At 62.1% G+C, this 16,544-nt stretch carries 13 protein-coding genes; 8 read left to right on the top strand and 5 right to left on the bottom strand.

Annotated elements, in window-relative coordinates; all coding sequences use genetic code 11:
• Positions 1-764 precede the first annotated feature (764 nt).
• Positions 765-2,453 carry a VanW family protein gene (locus tag QP971_RS10535; protein ID WP_284788776.1) on the bottom strand — a complete coding sequence of 563 codons (1,689 nt, stop codon included), beginning with the start codon at positions 2,451-2,453 and terminating at the stop codon, positions 765-767.
• Between the two features lie 34 nt (positions 2,454-2,487).
• Entirely contained in the window at positions 2,488-3,648 is a 1,161-nt protein-coding gene (locus QP971_RS10530; RefSeq protein WP_284788777.1) for a glycoside hydrolase family 3 N-terminal domain-containing protein, read from the bottom strand.
• Positions 3,649-3,706: 58 nt separating this feature from the next.
• Here QP971_RS10530 and QP971_RS10525 point away from each other — a divergent pair, with 58 nt between their 5' ends.
• The 3 genes from QP971_RS10525 to QP971_RS10515 are packed head-to-tail and all read left to right on the top strand — an operon-like array spanning position 3,707 to position 7,504.
• A complete protein-coding gene (locus QP971_RS10525) occupies positions 3,707-4,213 on the top strand; it encodes a universal stress protein (RefSeq protein WP_225746322.1) in 507 nt (168 codons plus the stop codon).
• Positions 4,214-4,235: 22 nt separating this feature from the next.
• Positions 4,236-4,433, top strand: coding sequence for a DUF2613 domain-containing protein (locus QP971_RS10520; RefSeq protein WP_005325448.1), 198 nt, complete (start codon positions 4,236-4,238; stop codon positions 4,431-4,433).
• Positions 4,434-4,435: 2 nt separating this feature from the next.
• On the top strand, positions 4,436-7,504 hold the full coding sequence (locus QP971_RS10515; RefSeq protein WP_284811778.1) for an alpha-(1->3)-arabinofuranosyltransferase domain-containing protein: 3,069 nt from the start codon (positions 4,436-4,438) through the stop codon (positions 7,502-7,504).
• Here the strand turns inward: QP971_RS10515 and QP971_RS10510 are convergent.
• On the bottom strand, positions 7,425-8,585 hold the full coding sequence (locus tag QP971_RS10510; RefSeq protein ID WP_284811776.1) for an acyltransferase family protein: 1,161 nt from the start codon (positions 8,583-8,585) through the stop codon (positions 7,425-7,427). The genes QP971_RS10515 and QP971_RS10510 overlap by 80 nt on opposite strands.
• 9 nt (positions 8,586-8,594) lie before the next feature.
• On the opposite strand from QP971_RS10510, the gene QP971_RS10505 reads away from it, so the two are divergent.
• Positions 8,595-9,749 (top strand): PorA family protein, encoded by a 1,155-nt coding sequence (locus QP971_RS10505; RefSeq protein WP_284811774.1) that lies wholly within the window; start codon positions 8,595-8,597, stop codon positions 9,747-9,749.
• Entirely contained in the window at positions 9,709-11,157 is a 1,449-nt protein-coding gene (locus QP971_RS10500) for an MmpA family trehalose lipid delivery protein (RefSeq protein ID WP_489687071.1), read from the top strand. Before QP971_RS10505 ends, QP971_RS10500 begins: the two co-directional genes overlap by 41 nt.
• Here QP971_RS10500 and QP971_RS10495 read toward each other — a convergent pair.
• Complete coding sequence (locus QP971_RS10495) at positions 11,072-12,181, bottom strand: glycosyltransferase family 4 protein (protein ID WP_284811770.1); 1,110 nt, start codon at positions 12,179-12,181, stop codon at positions 11,072-11,074. The genes QP971_RS10500 and QP971_RS10495 overlap by 86 nt on opposite strands.
• A gap of 24 nt (positions 12,182-12,205) precedes the next feature.
• On the opposite strand from QP971_RS10495, the gene QP971_RS10490 reads away from it, so the two are divergent.
• Positions 12,206-12,949 carry a class I SAM-dependent methyltransferase gene (locus QP971_RS10490; RefSeq protein WP_284811768.1) on the top strand — a complete coding sequence of 248 codons (744 nt, stop codon included), beginning with the start codon at positions 12,206-12,208 and terminating at the stop codon, positions 12,947-12,949.
• Between the two features lie 45 nt (positions 12,950-12,994).
• On the opposite strand, the gene QP971_RS10485 is transcribed toward QP971_RS10490, so the two are convergent.
• Complete coding sequence (locus tag QP971_RS10485; protein WP_284811767.1) at positions 12,995-14,818, bottom strand: phosphoenolpyruvate carboxykinase (GTP); 1,824 nt, start codon at positions 14,816-14,818, stop codon at positions 12,995-12,997.
• A gap of 349 nt (positions 14,819-15,167) precedes the next feature.
• Between QP971_RS10485 and trmB the strand changes: the two genes are divergently transcribed.
• Complete coding sequence (gene trmB, locus QP971_RS10480) at positions 15,168-15,944, top strand: tRNA (guanosine(46)-N7)-methyltransferase TrmB (RefSeq protein ID WP_284769121.1); 777 nt, start codon at positions 15,168-15,170, stop codon at positions 15,942-15,944.
• Positions 15,945-16,538: an NYN domain-containing protein gene (locus QP971_RS10475; protein ID WP_284811764.1), complete on the top strand. Its 594-nt coding sequence runs from the start codon at positions 15,945-15,947 to the stop codon at positions 16,536-16,538.
• Positions 16,539-16,544 lie beyond the last annotated feature (6 nt).

Genomic DNA, 16,544 nt, shown 5'->3' with positions numbered 1-16,544 from the left:
ATGTCGCGGCTGACCTGTCAAGCATCACGACGATTCCCTCAGCCACAGACTGTCAAATATGTCATGAACTCAGACACCGTCGTCGGCTCCATACACAATTAGGCCCATCACCTGCACAGATAGCCTGCCGGGGGTGGGCCTGTATTCATCATGCACTCAGCACATGGTAGCTGCAACGGTAGCTACCGCACTCGCACGCTCACGATGGGCGAATCATCCTCGCGGGGCTGTAGAGCGCAGCTCCACTCCGAACGAACCACACCCCCAAAATCATTCTGAGAATCAACGTGCCCCCGGATACGCCACACGGTTCCGTCCATTTCCTTTTCGGTGGTGTATTCAGAATCGTCTTCAAACTCAGCCGTGGACGGGGACTTCAATTTATCGGCAACCCGCTCATGACATTTATCGCGGGCTTCGCTTGCAGTCCAGTCTAGGATTGAATCTTCCGACGCGAAGCATCCAGTGAGAGTAAATAGTGCTGCGGTGAGAGAGGGAGAGGGTCGTCTTTTTCATACATTGAGTATACGACTCCAAACCACGAAACCCATATGAGGGGAATTGAGCACATCTGGGCGCTTTACACCGTCGCCACAAGCTGAAAGCAAACTCCTAGCGGACAATTCGTAGATTAACCACCCACAAGTAGCGGAACAGACCAGTGCAGTCTCCCCCATCTTACGTGGTGCTTGGTTGCCCTGAAATTTCGGTATCTACTCACGGGCCTTCATAACATCAAAATACACTGGGGTCATTACTCGACGTTAGCCGCAGCGGACGATGGGCTGCGGGTCGTAGACCGTGGTGGTGGTCTCGCGGGAAAGCTCCTTGCCGCCGAGGTCCTTGATGATGCGGGTATCGGACGTCGTAAAGCCTGGCGCACCAGAGGAAGGCGAGCAGTCGCTGCCGGGCACGGACATCGGTTGTGGGTCGGTCTTAGCCCAGCGGCCGTTATTTACTGACTCGACGTCAATGGTCTTGGTGCCCTTCAAACGCACGGTAATCTTGCCGCCGCCGAAGTCGGTCTCAATGCGGACCGGGGTATTGAAGGTATTGGTGAACTGCAGGTCGATGGCGCCTTCGTACACGGTGGCTTCGCGGCCGGCAGGGTAGCGGGAAATGTAGTACGAGTGCGGGGTGTGGGCGGTATCTTCCATGCCCGCAAAATAGGCAGCGTTGTACAAGGTGGTGGCGAACTGGGAAATGCCGCCGCCGACAGCGGAACCGGAGTGGCCATCAATAATGATGCCGGATTCCACGTAGCCCTGGGCAGTGCCGCGCGGGCCGGTGTGGCCGTTGAGGGAGAAGGTCTCGCCTGGGTTGACCACGGCACCGTTGACCTGCTGGGCTACCAGCTCGATATTCTTGCCGGAAGCAGCCGAGTAGCCCTCGGTGGTGAACTCGCCCACGGTGTCGTTGAAGGTCGCCTTCTTGGCATCGTCGGTGGTGAACTCTGCCGGGTCCGGCTTATAGGTAGCATCCCACTCGCGGTCATCGCCGGTCACGCGCTTGTCAAAGTCCTTCATGGTCGGCTCCCAGTCGATGATCTCGCCATCTTCGGACGGGGTGATCTGCTTGTCGTTGCCATTGAAGGAAATCTTGGCATTTACGCCGGGGACATCGGCACCCTCGGAGCGCTCGGCCAGCAGCTCTTGCGCGCGGTTAGTATCCACGGCGAGCTTAAGCTTGCCGTCCTTCTTTTCAATGCTGGTGAACTGGGAGATTTCCGGCTTATTCAGGGTAGCGCTGACATTATTCTTGGCCTTCAAGGTAATGGGATTATCCAGCGCCTTGGCGGCATCGCCAGTGCGCATGGCCTCGATAGCCGCATCATTGATGGCTGGCTCTACTTCTTCTGGGTCTACGTTTACGCCCTCCGAATCGAGCCAATTATCCGTAACTGCATTGTGCAGGGTGCCGGCATCTACGGTTTGGCCGAGCTTGGGGTCGGTGACCTTGAGCTCACCATTGTTGAGCTCCAACATGCCATCAACTGGATCGGTGGAGAGATCCTTCTTCACGCGGTCCAGAGCCGGTTGCAGCTGTACCTCATCCACGTTGGTCTCCACCGGAATATCCCGGGTGGGGCGGAAGAAGCTATACAGGCGGGTAAAAGGATTGAGGGAAGGTTCTTCAATATTGTCTACGGCGCGCTGGTTATCCAGGGCAAGGCCCGATTCGGAGGGAACGAGTTCCGTGTGGAGGTCGCCGGAGGTAACGCTCACGGGCTCGGTTTCTACGCCCGCGAGCTCATCTTCGAGCTTCTCCACGGCGGCGGTGCGATCCATGGCGGAAATATCCACGCCGTTGACGGAAACGGCGCGCGGAATCTTGTCCTGGTTTGCTGCGACATCCCAGGCATAAGCAATGCCCGCGATCAGGACAAGGCCGACCAATGCGCCGAGCGCGATGAGCCAGCCTTTAGCACCATTTTTTCCTTCTGCCTTTTTCACGCCTTAAAGGTTAACGGTTTTAGTGGCATTTTTCCTAGTCCTGTGCGGGCTCGGGTGCAGCGTCGGTCGGGGGAGCGCTGACATGGCGGGCGGCGTCCGCAAGGCGTTCGAGTGGCAGGCGGCCGTCGTTGACGGCGCCGACGACGGCGTCGATCACCGCATTAATATCGCCTTCGGTGGACCACAAGGGCATATCGGCGCCGGCATTGAGGGAGGCCACGACGGCGTCGGCAAGCGGGAGCGAATCTGCAATCGCCTTCATGCCGCCGATGTCATCGGTGTAGATGGGCCCGTCGTACTGCAAGGTCTCGCGGGCTAGGCCATAGGCCTCCGGCAGGATAGAAGCGGGAGTCTGACCATCGCCCAAGCCGGGCACGGCGAGGTGGCCCATCATGAGCGCGGCATTGGGCGCTTGAGGGAGGGCGGTTTTAAAAGGAATGAACTCGTGGCCTTCTAGTTCTTCTAGCGGCGGGGTAACGGCCTCGGCCAGGTGGGTATCGCCAGAGGCGCGGCCGTGTCCCGGGAAATGCTTGAATACGGCCTTGACCCCAGCGGAATCCAGCCCGCGTGCAAAGGCCGCGCCATACTCGCCTGCTTGGACCGGATCGGTGGAAAAGGATCGATCGCCCACCACCTCTAGGCCGTTGCCATCGACGTCGAGCACCGGGGCAAAGTCCACGTTGATGCCGTGCGCCTTGAGGCTGGTGCCAATCTCGTGAGCCAGCTGCTCCACTTCTTGCGGGGAACGCTCGGCCGCCATCTGTTGCGGGGAAGGGTACTCCCCGAGGACGTCGGAAAACCGCTGCACGCGCCCGCCTTCAAAATCGATAGAAACTTCGAAGTCGCGGCCCACCTCCTGGCGCAGGGCATTAATATCGCCGCCCTCTTCCTGCAGCAGGTTGGGATCCGCCCAGCTGGGGATAAAGATTCCGCCCACACCGGCATCTAGTTTGGCCTTGGCATCGTCATAGTTGGTGGCTGGGGGCATCAACACGGAGGCAGCCATGGCGCGGATATCCTGCTGCGGGGCGGCCTCCTCCGAGGTCTCTTCGTGCGTTTCATGCATTGCGGCAGGTGAGCTCGACGCAGCCGGAGTGGTGGAGTTTTGGCTCTCATTGTCCTCCTGGATGGAGGTAGAGCAGGCGCCCAAGGCCGTCACGAGGGCGAGGCTGGCAAGGATGCGCGGAGTTTTCATGCCTTCTAGTGTGCAATATTCCTCGCGTTCTGTCGCAAGCGGTGGGTAGACTAGTGACATGAGTAACGGCGAGACAATGCTAATTGCCTACGATGGCACCGAACGAGCCGGCCGCGCCCTCGAGTACGCGTCCCAGCTGCTGCGGCCCACCACGGTAGAAATCCTCACCGCCTGGGAGCCGGTAGCCCGGCAGACCGCCCGCGCCGTCAGCCGCACCGGAATGCACCAGTCCACCGTCTCCCCGGACGGCGTCGAAGAGGATCCGGCCTATGAAGAGGCACTAAAGATTTGCCGCCAGGGCATCGAGCTGGCCGAAAGTCTGGGCCTAGCCGGCCGCGCCCACTTGGTGGAATCCGCCACCACTATTTCCTCCGCCATCATTGATGCAGCACACGAGCTAGACGTGGACGTCATCGTCACCGGCACCCGCGCCCTGACCGGCTTCCGCGCTTGGTGGACTAACTCCACCGCCGACCAGATTGTGCGCAATGCCGGACTTCCCGTCTTCATCGTGCCGCAGGAAAACGAAGATGACGCGGACGATGATGAGGCAGAATACTTCTAAATAGCTGCTAGTATCTTTAGCCATGGCTCTGGAAACCGATTCTTTGAACAAGCGCACCCTTGGCCCTGCCATCGGTAGCGCTGTTGTGGGCATCGCGCTCGGCGTCATCACCATCATCGGCATCGCACAATTCTCCGGCACCGATACCGTGCCGGAAGGCAATGCGGTTTCTGCTTCCGATGCGGTTTTGGGCGGCCCTGAGTACGGATCCCGCAACTAGGTGTGCGTACCCTCCGCGGGCGGCTCGCCCGCCCCTACCCGCTGGGGATCTTTGCCCTAGCGCTAATCCTCCTCGTGCAGCCGTGGGGGTTGACGGCCGCCGACACTAAGCATGATCTGGCGGCCAATCCGCTGCACTTTCTCCACGGGGCGCTAAGCGCCTATACGGACACCTTTACCCTGGGACAGCTGCAGAATCAGGCCTATGGCTATCTTTTTCCCCAGGGCCCATTCTTCGTTTTAACCCAGCCCCTGCCCGATTGGGTGGCCCAGCGCCTGTGGTGGCTGCTGGTCTTAAGCATCGGCTTCATCGGCTTCCATAAGCTCGCCTGCAAGGTGGGCCTGCGTGGCTGGTGGGTCTGGGTTGCGGCGATGCTCTACGCGCTCTCGCCTCGCACACTTTCTACCCTGACCGCCATTTCTTCTGAGACCTGGCCGGTTATGCTCGCTCCCTGGGTTATCCTGCCCTTCCTCAATGCCAAGCTCACGTGGCGTGATGCCGCCGCGGCCACCATCCCCGTGGCGCTTATGGGTGCGGTCAATGCTACCGCGACCATCGCGGCGTGTACTCCGGCCGCAGTAGTCCTGCTCTACCGCCGCGCCTTTAAACCCGGCGCGGCCTGGCTCCTGGGGTGCTTGGCGGTATCGGCCTGGTGGATCGGTCCCCTTATCGTGCTTGGCCGCTATGCCCCGCCGTTTACGGAATTCATCGAATCCGCTCGCGTGACCACGCGCTGGCTTAACCTGCCAGAGATTCTGCGCGGAACCACGAGCTGGACGCCGTTTGTTGATACCGAGCGCGTGGCCGGCTATGAGCTTGCCACCGAGTCCTTCTTTGTGCTGGTCACCATGGGAATTGCGGCCGTGGGCATTTACGGGCTCACCAAACTGCCGCGCGTGTGGTCCGTCATGCTGGTGGTGGGCATCGCGGTCCTGGGCTGCCAGGCGGCGTGGTACCTCGATGCGCTCGATGGACCGCTGGCCGCGCTGCGCAACCTGCATAAATTCGATCCGCTGGTGCGCATCCCGCTGCTGTTAGGCGTGGCGCGCGCCTGCGCCCATCTTCCACTACCGAGGAGTTTGCGCCCCACCAAGAGGCAAACGCTCGGCGCACTGACGCTGCTCTTGTGCATCGCGGTGGTTTCCCCGGCATGGTCGCAACGCTTGCTGCCGCTGGGTGCCTATAAAGAGGTACCCTCCTACTGGCACGAGGCCACGGACTTTATCAACACCCATGCCACCGATACCCGCACCCTTATCTACCCAGAGGCGTCCTTTGCCCGGCAGACCTGGGGATGGACGCGCGACGAGCCGGCCCAGCCGCTGCTCGATGTCCCTTGGGCCGTGCGCGATGCCATTCCACTCGTGCCCCCAGAGGCCATCCGCGGGCTCGACGGTGTGATGGCCGCGCTCAAGGAAGATCCGGCCACCGGCGTGCGCTCCCTGCAGCGCCTGGGCATCGGCGCGGTCATGGTGCGCCACGATCTCTTCACCGGGGAGGACGAGGCCCTAGCCAGCAAGTTTGGCGGCGAGGTCCATCGCTTCGGCGAGGTCGATGTCATCCTGCTCAACCACGCCGGCATGTCCTTAGGACCTACAGATCCAGTGCGCGTGGCCGGCGGTGGTGAAGCCTTGGCGCTTCTCGATGCCCACTCCACCCCCACCACCCGCCAGCTCGTCGATCGCGACGCCGATATCGTCACCGATACCCCAGCGCTCACGGACCGCAACTACGGCACCCTCGATGGCCCTATCTCCGCGCCCCTGGCCGCGGACGATCCCAGCCACGTGAATAACCGCCTGCGCGATTATCCCTCCGCTGGGCCCCTTACCCAGGTAGAAACCCACGGCGGTTCCGTGGCGGTCTCCTCCTCGGCTGCCGATGCCACGGCCTTTGGCGGGGCCCAGCCGAAAAAGTCCCCCACGGCCGCTGTGGACGGGGAGAACTCCACCGCCTGGTGGCCCGCGCCGGGCGATGATGCCGGGTGGATTGAACTGCGCGGTTCTTTCACCCAGCCGCGCCTCAAGCTCATGGCCACCAGCGCCACCGCGGTAACCGTGCGCTCCGGCAGCGCGGCCGTAGAAGTGGACTTGCAGCCCTTCCGCTCGCAGGAAGTCCGCGTTCCCGGCGGCGATACCGAGGCCATCCGCGTAGAGCTATCCCACCGCACCGGCATCGCGGAGTTAGAGGTAGAAGGCCAGCCGGTCGAGCGCGTGGTGACCGTCCCGGATACCTCCCCTGACGTGCACCAATTCTTCTTCCAGCAAATGCTGCAGGATACCGGCGTGCTCATCCGCGATTTCACGGCGCCGCGCCCGATGAGCGTGACGGTGGATTCCACCAAGCCCGTGCTTATCGATGCCCACCGCTACTCCCCCGGCGAATCCCTCACCCTTAGCCCTGGCGCGCACCGCGTGCGCACCACTGGGCCGTGGGTGAGCCTGCGCGAGAAGGGCTGGCAACCAGCAGGCTCTTCCGAGCCCACCGGGTACTCGATTGCAGCCGCTGATGAGGATCGCCTCTTGGTCACCGGTCGCGCCTTCAATAAGGGCCTGCGCGGCTACCTAGGCGAGGAAGAGCTCACCCCGCGCGAGATCGATGCAGCCACCCAAGCTTTCGTCATTCCAGCCGGCCGCTCCGGAGACTTCCGCATGACCTTTAGCGCCCAACCGGTTTACCGCGCCACCCTCCTCTTCGGCGGTGCGCTGGGGTTACTTGCCCTTGGTCTGTGCATCCTGGCGGCCGCGCGCCGCCCGTCCCGACCCACTTGGCGCGCGCCGCGCGGCGGCGCTGCCTCGGCCGTGGTCGCACTCGGCGCGCTGGCCCTGACTGGCTGGCCGGCCGCGGTCGCGGCCGTTTCGGCTTGGTTAATACTGCGCTGGACCACCATCCCGCGCGCCTACCTCGCGCCCGGTGTCGTGGCGGCGGCCGGGGCGATCCTGGCCCGCGCGCCGTGGACATCGGGATCCTATGCGGGCGATTCGCTCCTGCTTAGCTGCTTGTGTGCCGCGGGCGTGGCCTGTCTTTTCGCCTCCGACCAAGGAGAAGATCCCGGCCGGGACACTCGATGAGCGTATAGCTCGCGGCCGAGACCACAACGGTGACCACCACCGTTACGGCCAGAATCACCCAAAAGTCCAGGGGCTTCCCGCTAAACAGCGGCACTCCGGTAAGCGGAAACGCCAGTCCCAGAATGGCCACATGCCATAAGAAGATGGAATAGGACCACGCGCCCAGTGCCTGCATGAGCGGACTGGTCAGCCAGGACTTATCCCGTGGGGCAAGCGCTACCGGTACCACCACGACTGCGGCGAAGGCTGCTCCCGCAATGATGCGGCGGGAAAATTCGCCCGGTTCTGGATGCACCAGTCCCTGCGGCCCGAACCACTCGCGGCTGGCAAGCCACAGCACCACCGCCGCGGCGAGCCACCATGCCCAGCGCGGCCGCAGCACGCGCTGCACGCGCCGGCTAACACCGGCTTCTTCGCATTCCGCGGCCAGCATTCCCACGGCAAACCACGAAGCATACGCCGGTGGCCAGATCTGCGAATTGACCTGGTCCTTGGCGTAATCGGCCACAAAGGGAACAAAGCCCCAGGCCCAGCTAACAACGGCGCCCAACGCGATGGCCGCTACCCGCCAGCGCCGCGGCAGCGCCCCAAAAAGCCACGCCAGCAAAGGCAAAGCAAGGTAGAAGAAGAACTCTACGCATAGCGACCATAGGTGGGTAAGCCCCGGCGCTAGCCCGTCCACCACATAAATCTGGGTGGAGGTGAGGTTGCTCAGCAGCTGGGTGGGGGAGAGCGAGTGAGCGTCGGGAAGCAGGAGCATCACCGCCACCACGCAGGCATAATAGGCCGGCAAAAGGCGCGCTACGCGCGAGCGCGCGTAGCGGGATAAGGTGTGCAAACCACGGCGGCGCCACAGCAAGAAGGCGCTGAGTGCAAAGAAAACGGCCACGAAAAAATCGAAGCGCCCAGCAAACCCCCACCCAGTTCCGGTCTGAAAAGACACGTGGGTGACAATGATTCCAAGGGAAGCGACCGCGCGTAGACCATCTAGCTCCGGCAGATGCTGGGGTACGCTTTTCACAGATGCCTGCGGCTGCACGCTTGCTCCTAACCCCGGATCGACCTGAAACTGATTGGACATTTTACTGCAATGAAACGCTACCTTTGGCCACGCTCGCCACTGGCGTGGGTTGTCATTGCCGCCGTCATTTTCTTGGTGCTGGGCACCGTGGTGCCACCGCTATATAACAATCAGACCCGACCGCTGGCTTTCGACCAAAACATCAACACCGTCACCGCCCCATCGGCCGGCGTGTGGATGGAAGCGCCCGAGTTCATCGCCGGAGCCAAAGCCACCGGCGATAGCAAGGACCCGCAATGCCAAGAAAAGCAGGTGCCCATGTGGTGCTACCTGCACCACGACCTGCTTACTATCGAGCGCAATACCACCACCTCCGAGGTAGCAGAAGATGATGCGCTCGCTAACTCCGATTCGCTCTCTCGCCTGCTCGCCGGGGATACTCCCCTTGCCCAGATCACGGAGCATTCCGTGTTGAACCGCGAGTCCACCTACCCTGTTGCCGCGCCGAAAGATAATTGGAAATTTGTCCTACCGGCTTTGGATACCGGCATGGCCCGCACCGACTTCGAGCGCGATGGGATCAACTACTTCTTTCCCTCCGGTACCGAGCAGCGCTCCTATCCGTTTTTCGATCTAGCGACGCAATCCTCCACGGCGGTGGACTTCACCACGACGGAAAAGTTCGACGGTATCCCCACCTATTCTTTCCACCACGATATCCAGCCCATTTCCTTGGCTGATATGCGCAAAAGCATTACCGCCGAGGTCGATACCGGCACCGGCGAGCGGCAGCTAGCGGCCGAGGATTTTCGTATCTCCGGACCGGCGAAGCGGTTCTACGACGCCGAGTCGCGCGAGCTCCTCGGCCTGGATGCTACTGACCGGGTCACGGTGGAGCCCTTCTACACCATCGGCCGCGATATCTCCGTCGAACCTACCACCGGCACCATGGTGGACCTGCGGGAGAACATCAAGATCTTCTTCGCCGCGGATGAAAAACAGGCCGGCACCATGGTGGCGAATGATGATACGGAGGACCGCTCCATCTTTGCCGCCGATCTGCGCTGGTCCGATGAGACCCGCGCGGAGCGCCTTGATGAGGTGCGCCCGGTCATTCGCACCATTCGCGCCTTGATGGTGGTCGGCTGGGCCGGCAAGGCCATCGGCGTTGGTCTATTGCTCTGTGCCGCCTATATGTACATGCGCCGACACCGTGAAGGCTAGGCGTATTTTACTCCTTAGCTGGGGCGCCCTCCTTGTGGCCGCGGTGTGCTGGCCCTTTGCCTTGCCCGGCGAGTTCTTGTGGCGCGATATGGCGTTGCTTGACCATCCGGCGCTTTCCCCTTCTGCCTTTGGTGGCGGCAGTCTGCCCGCCCGCAATGCACCGCAAGATGGTTTCCTTGCTCTCGTGGGCGGCGCGTGGGCGGCGCGGGTGCTCATTTTTGCCGCCGCCGCGTCCTCCGCGCTCACCGCGGCGCGCTGGGCACGCTCTACAGTCGCCGCGGTGAGCGCGATGGCGGTGGCGGTGGCCAATCCCTTCGTCATCGAGCGTCTCCTGCAGGGCCAGTGGTCGCTTGCGGTGGCCGCGTGGCTGCTGCCGGTCATCGCGTGGGCAGGAAGAAGGCACAGCTGGGTGGCGTGGCTGGCTATGTGGGGAGCTTCGCTTACCCCTACGGGTGGTCTCTTTGCCGTGGTGACCGCGGCGGTGACCTGCCGCAAGCGGGTAGCGCTCGCCGGCGTGGTCTTGTGTTTGCCGTGGGCCATTCCGGGCATGTTCAATCCCGCTGCGCCTGGCGATACCGCAGCAGCGGTGGCCGCGTTTGGCCCGCGGGCAGAAGACTACGTCGGCACCGCAGGCGCGCTACTGCGGCTCGGCGGCATCTGGAATGCGGAGGCGGCCATCGGGTTCGCCGTGTGCGGCGTCATCGTGGCGGTCATCGCCGTACTCGGGGCGTGGCGGGTTCCCGCGCGGTTGAGCATCCTCGCAGCGATTGGTCTCGGCGGGGCGATATTCTTCTGGCTGGTTCCCGGTGCTCTGGTGTGGTTCATCGATCACGTACCGGGGGCGGCGCTGCTGCGCGATAGCGGAAAACTGACCATGCTGGCGTTGCCGCTCTATGTGGCCTCGCTGGGGGCACTGCCGAATCTGCCGGCAGCACTGGCAACCGTGGCTGCAATCGTACAGCTGCTGCCCGTTCCGGGACGCCTCGCGGTGCTCGCGCCGCGGGATACGAGGATAGATGAGCAGTTGGTGCGCGCGATTGACGGCCGCGTGGCCTTCTTCCCAGAACGTGCCAACCTCGTGGAGGTTCCCGGCGGCGTAGCCGTCGACCCCTACTCCAAGGCGGTGGCCATGGTGGAATCGGGGGAATTAAGCGTAGACGGGACCGTGGTGGACCAAGCCTCGCCGCAGTACCGGGCGGCGCTGCGCGCGTGGAAAGAGCACGATATGAACCAGCTGACCGAGCTCGGCGTCGGTGTGGTCGTGGTGGGCGGTGCTATAGCCGCGGAAACGAACGCGCCGCAGCCGCAGGTTCCATGGGCGCTTACCGCCCTGTGGATGGCGTGCCCGCTACTAGCCTTTGCAGCAATTCCGCGAATTGCTCGCCGGTCTTCTCCCACGAGAAGCTAGCGGCAAAATCCCGCGCGTTGGAGCCAAGGGTGCGGCGCAGTGGGGCGTCGGCAAGCAGCTGCTTAGTGGCCGCCACGAAGTCCTCTTCGCGCTCTACCAGGATGCCGGTCTTGCCGTTGATAACGCTGTCACGCAGGCCAAACGTATAACCTACAGTGGGAACTCCATGTTGGGCTGCCTCCATTACTGCCAAACCCCACCCCTCTTTACGCGAGGGCATCAGCAGGGCATCGGCACGGGCCAGCAAAGCGTGCTTATAGTCCTCGGTCACCTGGCCGCGGAAGCGCACGCGATCGCTTACTCCATGCTCCTCGGCATAGGAACGCAGGTTAGCCTCCCACCAGCCGGAGCCGATGACGTCCAGGACCGCGCCCGGGGTCTGCGCCACCGTATCCATGGCATGCTCGATCTGCTTATGCGGCACTAGGCGCGAGAGCGTGACTAGGTGCACCTCGGCCTCTCGTTCCAGGGAAGGAACGTGGTCCGGAACGGGGTCCAGGCCATTGGCGATGATGTGCGCGCCCTTAATGCCCAGCGCCTCTAAATCCTCACAAGAGGCCTCAGACACGGTCACATAAGGTGCGCCGCGGTAGACGCGCGGGGCCACTCGGGACTCGAGGAACCAACCGAGCCGCCTGAGGAGAGGGCCCGCTACCGGCCATTGCTCGCGGTGGCAATGGTGAGTAAGCAGCACCGTCGGCGCCCCGGACACCAGGCGAGCGAAAAAGGGGATGCCGTTTTGGGTATCGATTACCGCATCCACCCCGCGCAGGTCTCCCACCCCCAGGCGGCCGGCCAGCATCGCCGCCCAGGCACGCGGATATACGCCGAATTTGGCGCCTCCGCGGCTATAGCGCACGCCGTCGCGCACCTCGCGGTGGGCGGCATTCATGTGCTTGGAGGTGCGAAAGACCACCTCGTGGCCTTGGGATGCTAAGTACTCGCCCACGCGTTCCAAGTAGCGCTCCGAACCACCGCCTTGTGGGTGGGTGGAATCGCGCCAGCATAGTAAAAGAATCTTCATCGTGAGGTATTAGCCTAGTGGGTTATGAGACATACCCGTGAGATGGCCACGCTCCGCCGCTCCATTCAGCTGCTGCGTTCCTTCCGCTTTGAGCAGACGCGCCCGGAGATTTTCTACGGCGGGCTCGCGGAGGATACGGCCGCGCTGGTGGATAACCTCGGCCGCGACCTGGGCGTGCAGCTTTTCGGAGCACGGGTGCTCGATGTCGGCGGCGGCCCTGGCTATTTTGCGGACGCCTTTGCCCGGCGCGGCGCTCGCTACGTGGGATTGGAGCCGGACGCCGGCGAGATGTCTGCGGCCGGCATCCACTTGAGCAATTCCGTGCGCGGCGATGGCACCAACCTGCCCTTTGCCGATAATTCCTTTGACGTGGTCTATTCCTCCAACGTGGCCGAGCACATCCCCAATCCCTGGGATATGGGGGAGGAGATGCTGCGCGTGACCCGCCCCGGTGGACTCGCCATCCTGAGCTACACGGTGTGGCTCGGCCCCTTTGGCGGCCACGAGACCGGCCTGTGGGAGCACTACATTGGCGGCGAGTTTGCCCGCAACCGCTATACCCGCCGCCACGGACATCCACCCAAGAACGTCTTCGGCACCTCGCTTTTCGACGTCCCCTGCTCCGCCGGCCTTGCCTGGGCACAGCGCACCGGCGCGCTCCAATTCGCCTTCCCCCGCTACCACCCCAGCTGGGCTTGGTGGCTCACCCGTGTACCAGGGGTGCGGGAGTTTGCGGTGTCTAACCTGACGTTGGTGCTACAAAAGTAGCCCCCAGCAACGCCGACGTCGCTGGGGGCTAGCTAGGCCTAGTCCTTAAGAAGCGTTCTCGACGCGCTCCTTAAGGGCGTGGAACTGGTCCCACACCTCGGACGGCACGCGGGAGCCCAGGAAGTTAAGGTAGCTGGCGTTATCCTGCATATCGCCTTCCCAGTCCTTCGGGTTGACGGCAAGAGCGGCGCGAACGTCCTCGATATCGAAGTCGATTCCCTCGAGGTCGATATCCTCGGCGCGGGCGGTGTGGCCCACGACGGTTTCCTCGGCCTCAACATTGCCCTCGATGCGGTCAATGATCCACTTGAGCACGCGGGAGTTCTCGCCAAAGCCCGGCCACAGGAAGCGGCCGTCGTCGCCACGGCGGAACCAGTTAACCAGGAAGATAGACGGCATGCGGTCGCCGCCCTTTTCACCCATATCGATCCAGTGCTGCAGGTAGTCACCGGCGTTGTAGCCCATAAACGGAAGCATAGCCATCGGATCGTGGCGCAGGGTGCCGACACTGCCCTCTGCTGCAGCGGTCTGGCCGGAAGCCAGCAGGGCACCGATCATGGTGCCGTGGTTCCAGTCAAAGGCCTGGGTTACCAGCGGAACGGTGGTCTTGCGGCGGCCGCCGAAGAGGATGGCGTCGATCTTCACGCCCTGCCAGTCGTCGTACTCCGGAGCGGCGCTCGGGCACTGGGAAATCGGCACGCAGTAACGAGAATTCGGGTGCGCAGCCTTAGTGGAGGAGGACGGAGTCCAATCCTGACCAGTCCAGTCGATGAGGTGCTCCGGCGCCTCCTTGGTCATCTCCTCCCACCAGACATCGCCGTCGTCGGTAAGCGCAACGTTGGTGAAGATGGTGTTGCCTGGCTCCATGGTCTGCATGGCAATCGGGTTGGAATCGTAGTTGGTGCCAGGGGCCACACCGAAGAAGCCATTTTCCGGGTTGACTGCGTAGAGGCCGTCCTCGCGCAGGTGCAGCCAAGCAATATCGTCACCGACGACCTCAGCCTTCCAGCCCGGAATGGTCGGGGCAATCATAGCCAGGTTGGTCTTGCCGCATGCCGAAGGGAAAGCGGCCGCAACGTGGTACTTCTTACCCTCTGGGTTGGTGAGCTTCAGGATGAGCATGTGCTCAGCCATCCAGCCCTCTTCCTTGGCCATCACAGAAGCGATGCGCAGCGCGTAGCACTTCTTCGCCAGGATGGCGTTGCCGCCGTAGCCAGAACCGTAGGACCAGATTTCCTTGGTCTCCGGGAACTGGGTGATGTACTTGGTGTTATTGCACGGCCACGCCACATCTTCCTGGCCTGGCTCTAGCGGGGCGCCCACGGAGTGCAGGGCGTGGACGAAATCGCCTTCGGCACCAATCTTGTCCAAGGCTTGCGCACCCATGCGGGTCATGATGCGCATGGAGAGCACCACATAGGCGGAGTCAGTGAGCTGAACGCCCAGCTTCGGTTCCGGATCGCTAATAGGACCCATGCAGAAGGGAACCACGTACATGGTGCGGCCCTTCATGGAACCACGAAATGCCTCCGTCATTTCTTCCTTCATCGCAGCTGGCGGCGCCCAGTTATTGGTGGGGCCGGCGCCATCTTCATTTTCGGTACAGATGAAGGTGCGGGATTCCACACGGGCAACGTCGGAAGGATTGGAGCGAGCCAGGTAGGAATTAGGACGCTTTTCCTCATTCAGCTTGATAAGCGTGCCCTTTTCCACCAGCTCTGCGGCCAAACGGTCAGCCTCGTCCTGGGAGCCGTCTACAAAGACCACCTGGTCCGGCTGGAAAAGCTCAACGTTCTCGCTGATCCAGCCGATAAGCTTTTCGTTTTTAGTCGGCAGCTCTCCGACGAGCCCTGGGATAGTGGCGGTCATTAGTAATTCTCCTGAGGGTGGGTGTGAAAATTGGGGAAATAAATCCCCAACTGTGCCTTCCACCTCAAGATTAACGTGCTTGTCCGAATAATTTGCGCAGATTTTGTCACACCGGTTATATCCACCGCGTTTACCAGAACTTCACCAAGCGCAACCACAGATACTGTGTTAAAAATCGCCTTTTCCCATCCCCCTGTTTGGGGGCCTATTCCCCTCCCAGGAAGCAATCAAAACGATAATCTTCCACCCCCAACCGGCCCCACTGGTTATACCCGGATTGGCTTCGCCACACGTGACCCCCGGCGCGGCGTATTGCTTGACAGGGCTAAGCAGGGAAAAATAGGCCGCAATGAATAACACAGATAACTCTCAAAACACCCGCGCTGGAGAAATGCCTCCAGGGCGCCCGCCACAGACCGACTTCAATGCCGTGTTCAACAACGAGCTTGACTACCCACGCCTAGGCAACGTCACCTTCCGCCGCGGCACGCTGACCGAAAATCAGCATGAGCTTTTTGAAAAACGCTGGCCAGAACTAGGCCGCACACTGGAAGACGAGGTCATTGACCTCGATGCCTGGTTTGGCCGCAGCGGCGCCAAGACCATCGTGGAAATCGGATCCGGCACCGGTACCTCTACCGCCGCCATGGCGCCGAAAGAGGCCGATACCAATATCATCGCCGTCGAGCTCTACAAGCCGGGCCTGGCCAAGCTACTGGGCCAGATCGAGCGCGAGGGCATCGACAATATCCGCATGATTCGCGGCGATGGCATCGAGGTCATGGTGCGCATGTTTGCGCCGGAATCCCTTGATGGCATCCGCGTCTTCTTCCCGGATCCCTGGCCAAAGGCCCGTCACCACAAGCGCCGCATCATCCAGTCGGGCACACTCAACCTTTTTGCTTCCCGCCTGAAGAAGGGCGGCGTGCTGCACGTTGCTACCGACCACGCCGGATACGCCGAGTGGATCGATGAGCTTGTGGACGTAGAGCCGAGCCTGGATTACAAGGGTTGGCCGTGGCCAGAGTGCCCGCAGTTGGTGGACCGTCAGGTCATCACCAAGTTTGAGGGCAAGGGCCTAGATAAAGAACACGTCATCACGGAGTATCTCTGGGAGAAGAAATAAATGAGCACCTACCTACTTGTCTGGGATGCGCCGAATATGGACATGGGCCTGGGCTCCCTGCTCGGCGGCCGCCCCACCGCCGCACACCGCCCGCGCTTCGACGCCATCGGCCGCTGGCTGGTACACCTTGCCCAGGACGTTGATGCGGAGCCGCGCGCCGATGTCTTTACTAATGTCACCCCGGGCGGCACCGATGTCATCCGCCCATGGGTAGAAGCCATCCGCAACGTGGGCTTCGGCGTTTTTGCCAAGCCCAAGATCCACGAAGACGATGACGTGGATCCGGATATGCTCGACCACATCGAAAGCCTCCGCGAAGATCTAGCCGGCGTGATTGTTGCCTCCGCCGATGGCCAGAATTTCCAGGAACCTTTGGAAGAGCTCATCGCCGAAGGCCTTCCGGTGACGGTCCTCGGTTTCCATGAGCATGCCGCGTGGGCCGTAGGCCACGCGGATATCAATTTTGTGGACCTAGAGGATATCGAGGGCGTATTCCGCGAGCCGCTACCGCGCGTGAACCTGGATAACCTGCCGGAGGGTGGTGCATGGCTGCAGCCATTCCGTCCCCTGGCTGCGCTGCTTAATAACCGCTAGGAGGCT

Source organism: Corynebacterium marquesiae, assembly GCF_030229635.1.
GTDB lineage: Bacteria > Actinomycetota > Actinomycetes > Mycobacteriales > Mycobacteriaceae > Corynebacterium > Corynebacterium marquesiae.
Note: the sequence above shows the minus strand (reverse complement) of the source record. Positions and strands in the feature narration are given on the sequence as shown.

What these genes read in the sequence shown, in the direction of transcription:
- QP971_RS10530 (WP_284788777.1), bottom strand. Translation starts at nt 3,648, where the DNA reads ATGAAAACTCCGCGCATCCTTGCCAGCCTCGCCCTCGTGACGGCCTTG.
- QP971_RS10525 (WP_225746322.1), top strand. Translation starts at nt 3,707, where the DNA reads ATGAGTAACGGCGAGACAATGCTAATTGCCTACGATGGCACCGAACGA.
- QP971_RS10520 (WP_005325448.1), top strand. Translation starts at nt 4,236, where the DNA reads ATGGCTCTGGAAACCGATTCTTTGAACAAGCGCACCCTTGGCCCTGCC.
- QP971_RS10510 (WP_284811776.1), bottom strand. Translation starts at nt 8,585, where the DNA reads ATGTCCAATCAGTTTCAGGTCGATCCGGGGTTAGGAGCAAGCGTGCAG.
- QP971_RS10505 (WP_284811774.1), top strand. Translation starts at nt 8,595, where the DNA reads ATGAAACGCTACCTTTGGCCACGCTCGCCACTGGCGTGGGTTGTCATT.
- QP971_RS10495 (WP_284811770.1), bottom strand. Translation starts at nt 12,181, where the DNA reads ATGAAGATTCTTTTACTATGCTGGCGCGATTCCACCCACCCACAAGGC.
- QP971_RS10490 (WP_284811768.1), top strand. Translation starts at nt 12,206, where the DNA reads ATGAGACATACCCGTGAGATGGCCACGCTCCGCCGCTCCATTCAGCTG.
- QP971_RS10485 (WP_284811767.1), bottom strand. Translation starts at nt 14,818, where the DNA reads ATGACCGCCACTATCCCAGGGCTCGTCGGAGAGCTGCCGACTAAAAAC.
- trmB (WP_284769121.1), top strand. Translation starts at nt 15,168, where the DNA reads ATGAATAACACAGATAACTCTCAAAACACCCGCGCTGGAGAAATGCCT.
- QP971_RS10475 (WP_284811764.1), top strand. Translation starts at nt 15,945, where the DNA reads ATGAGCACCTACCTACTTGTCTGGGATGCGCCGAATATGGACATGGGC.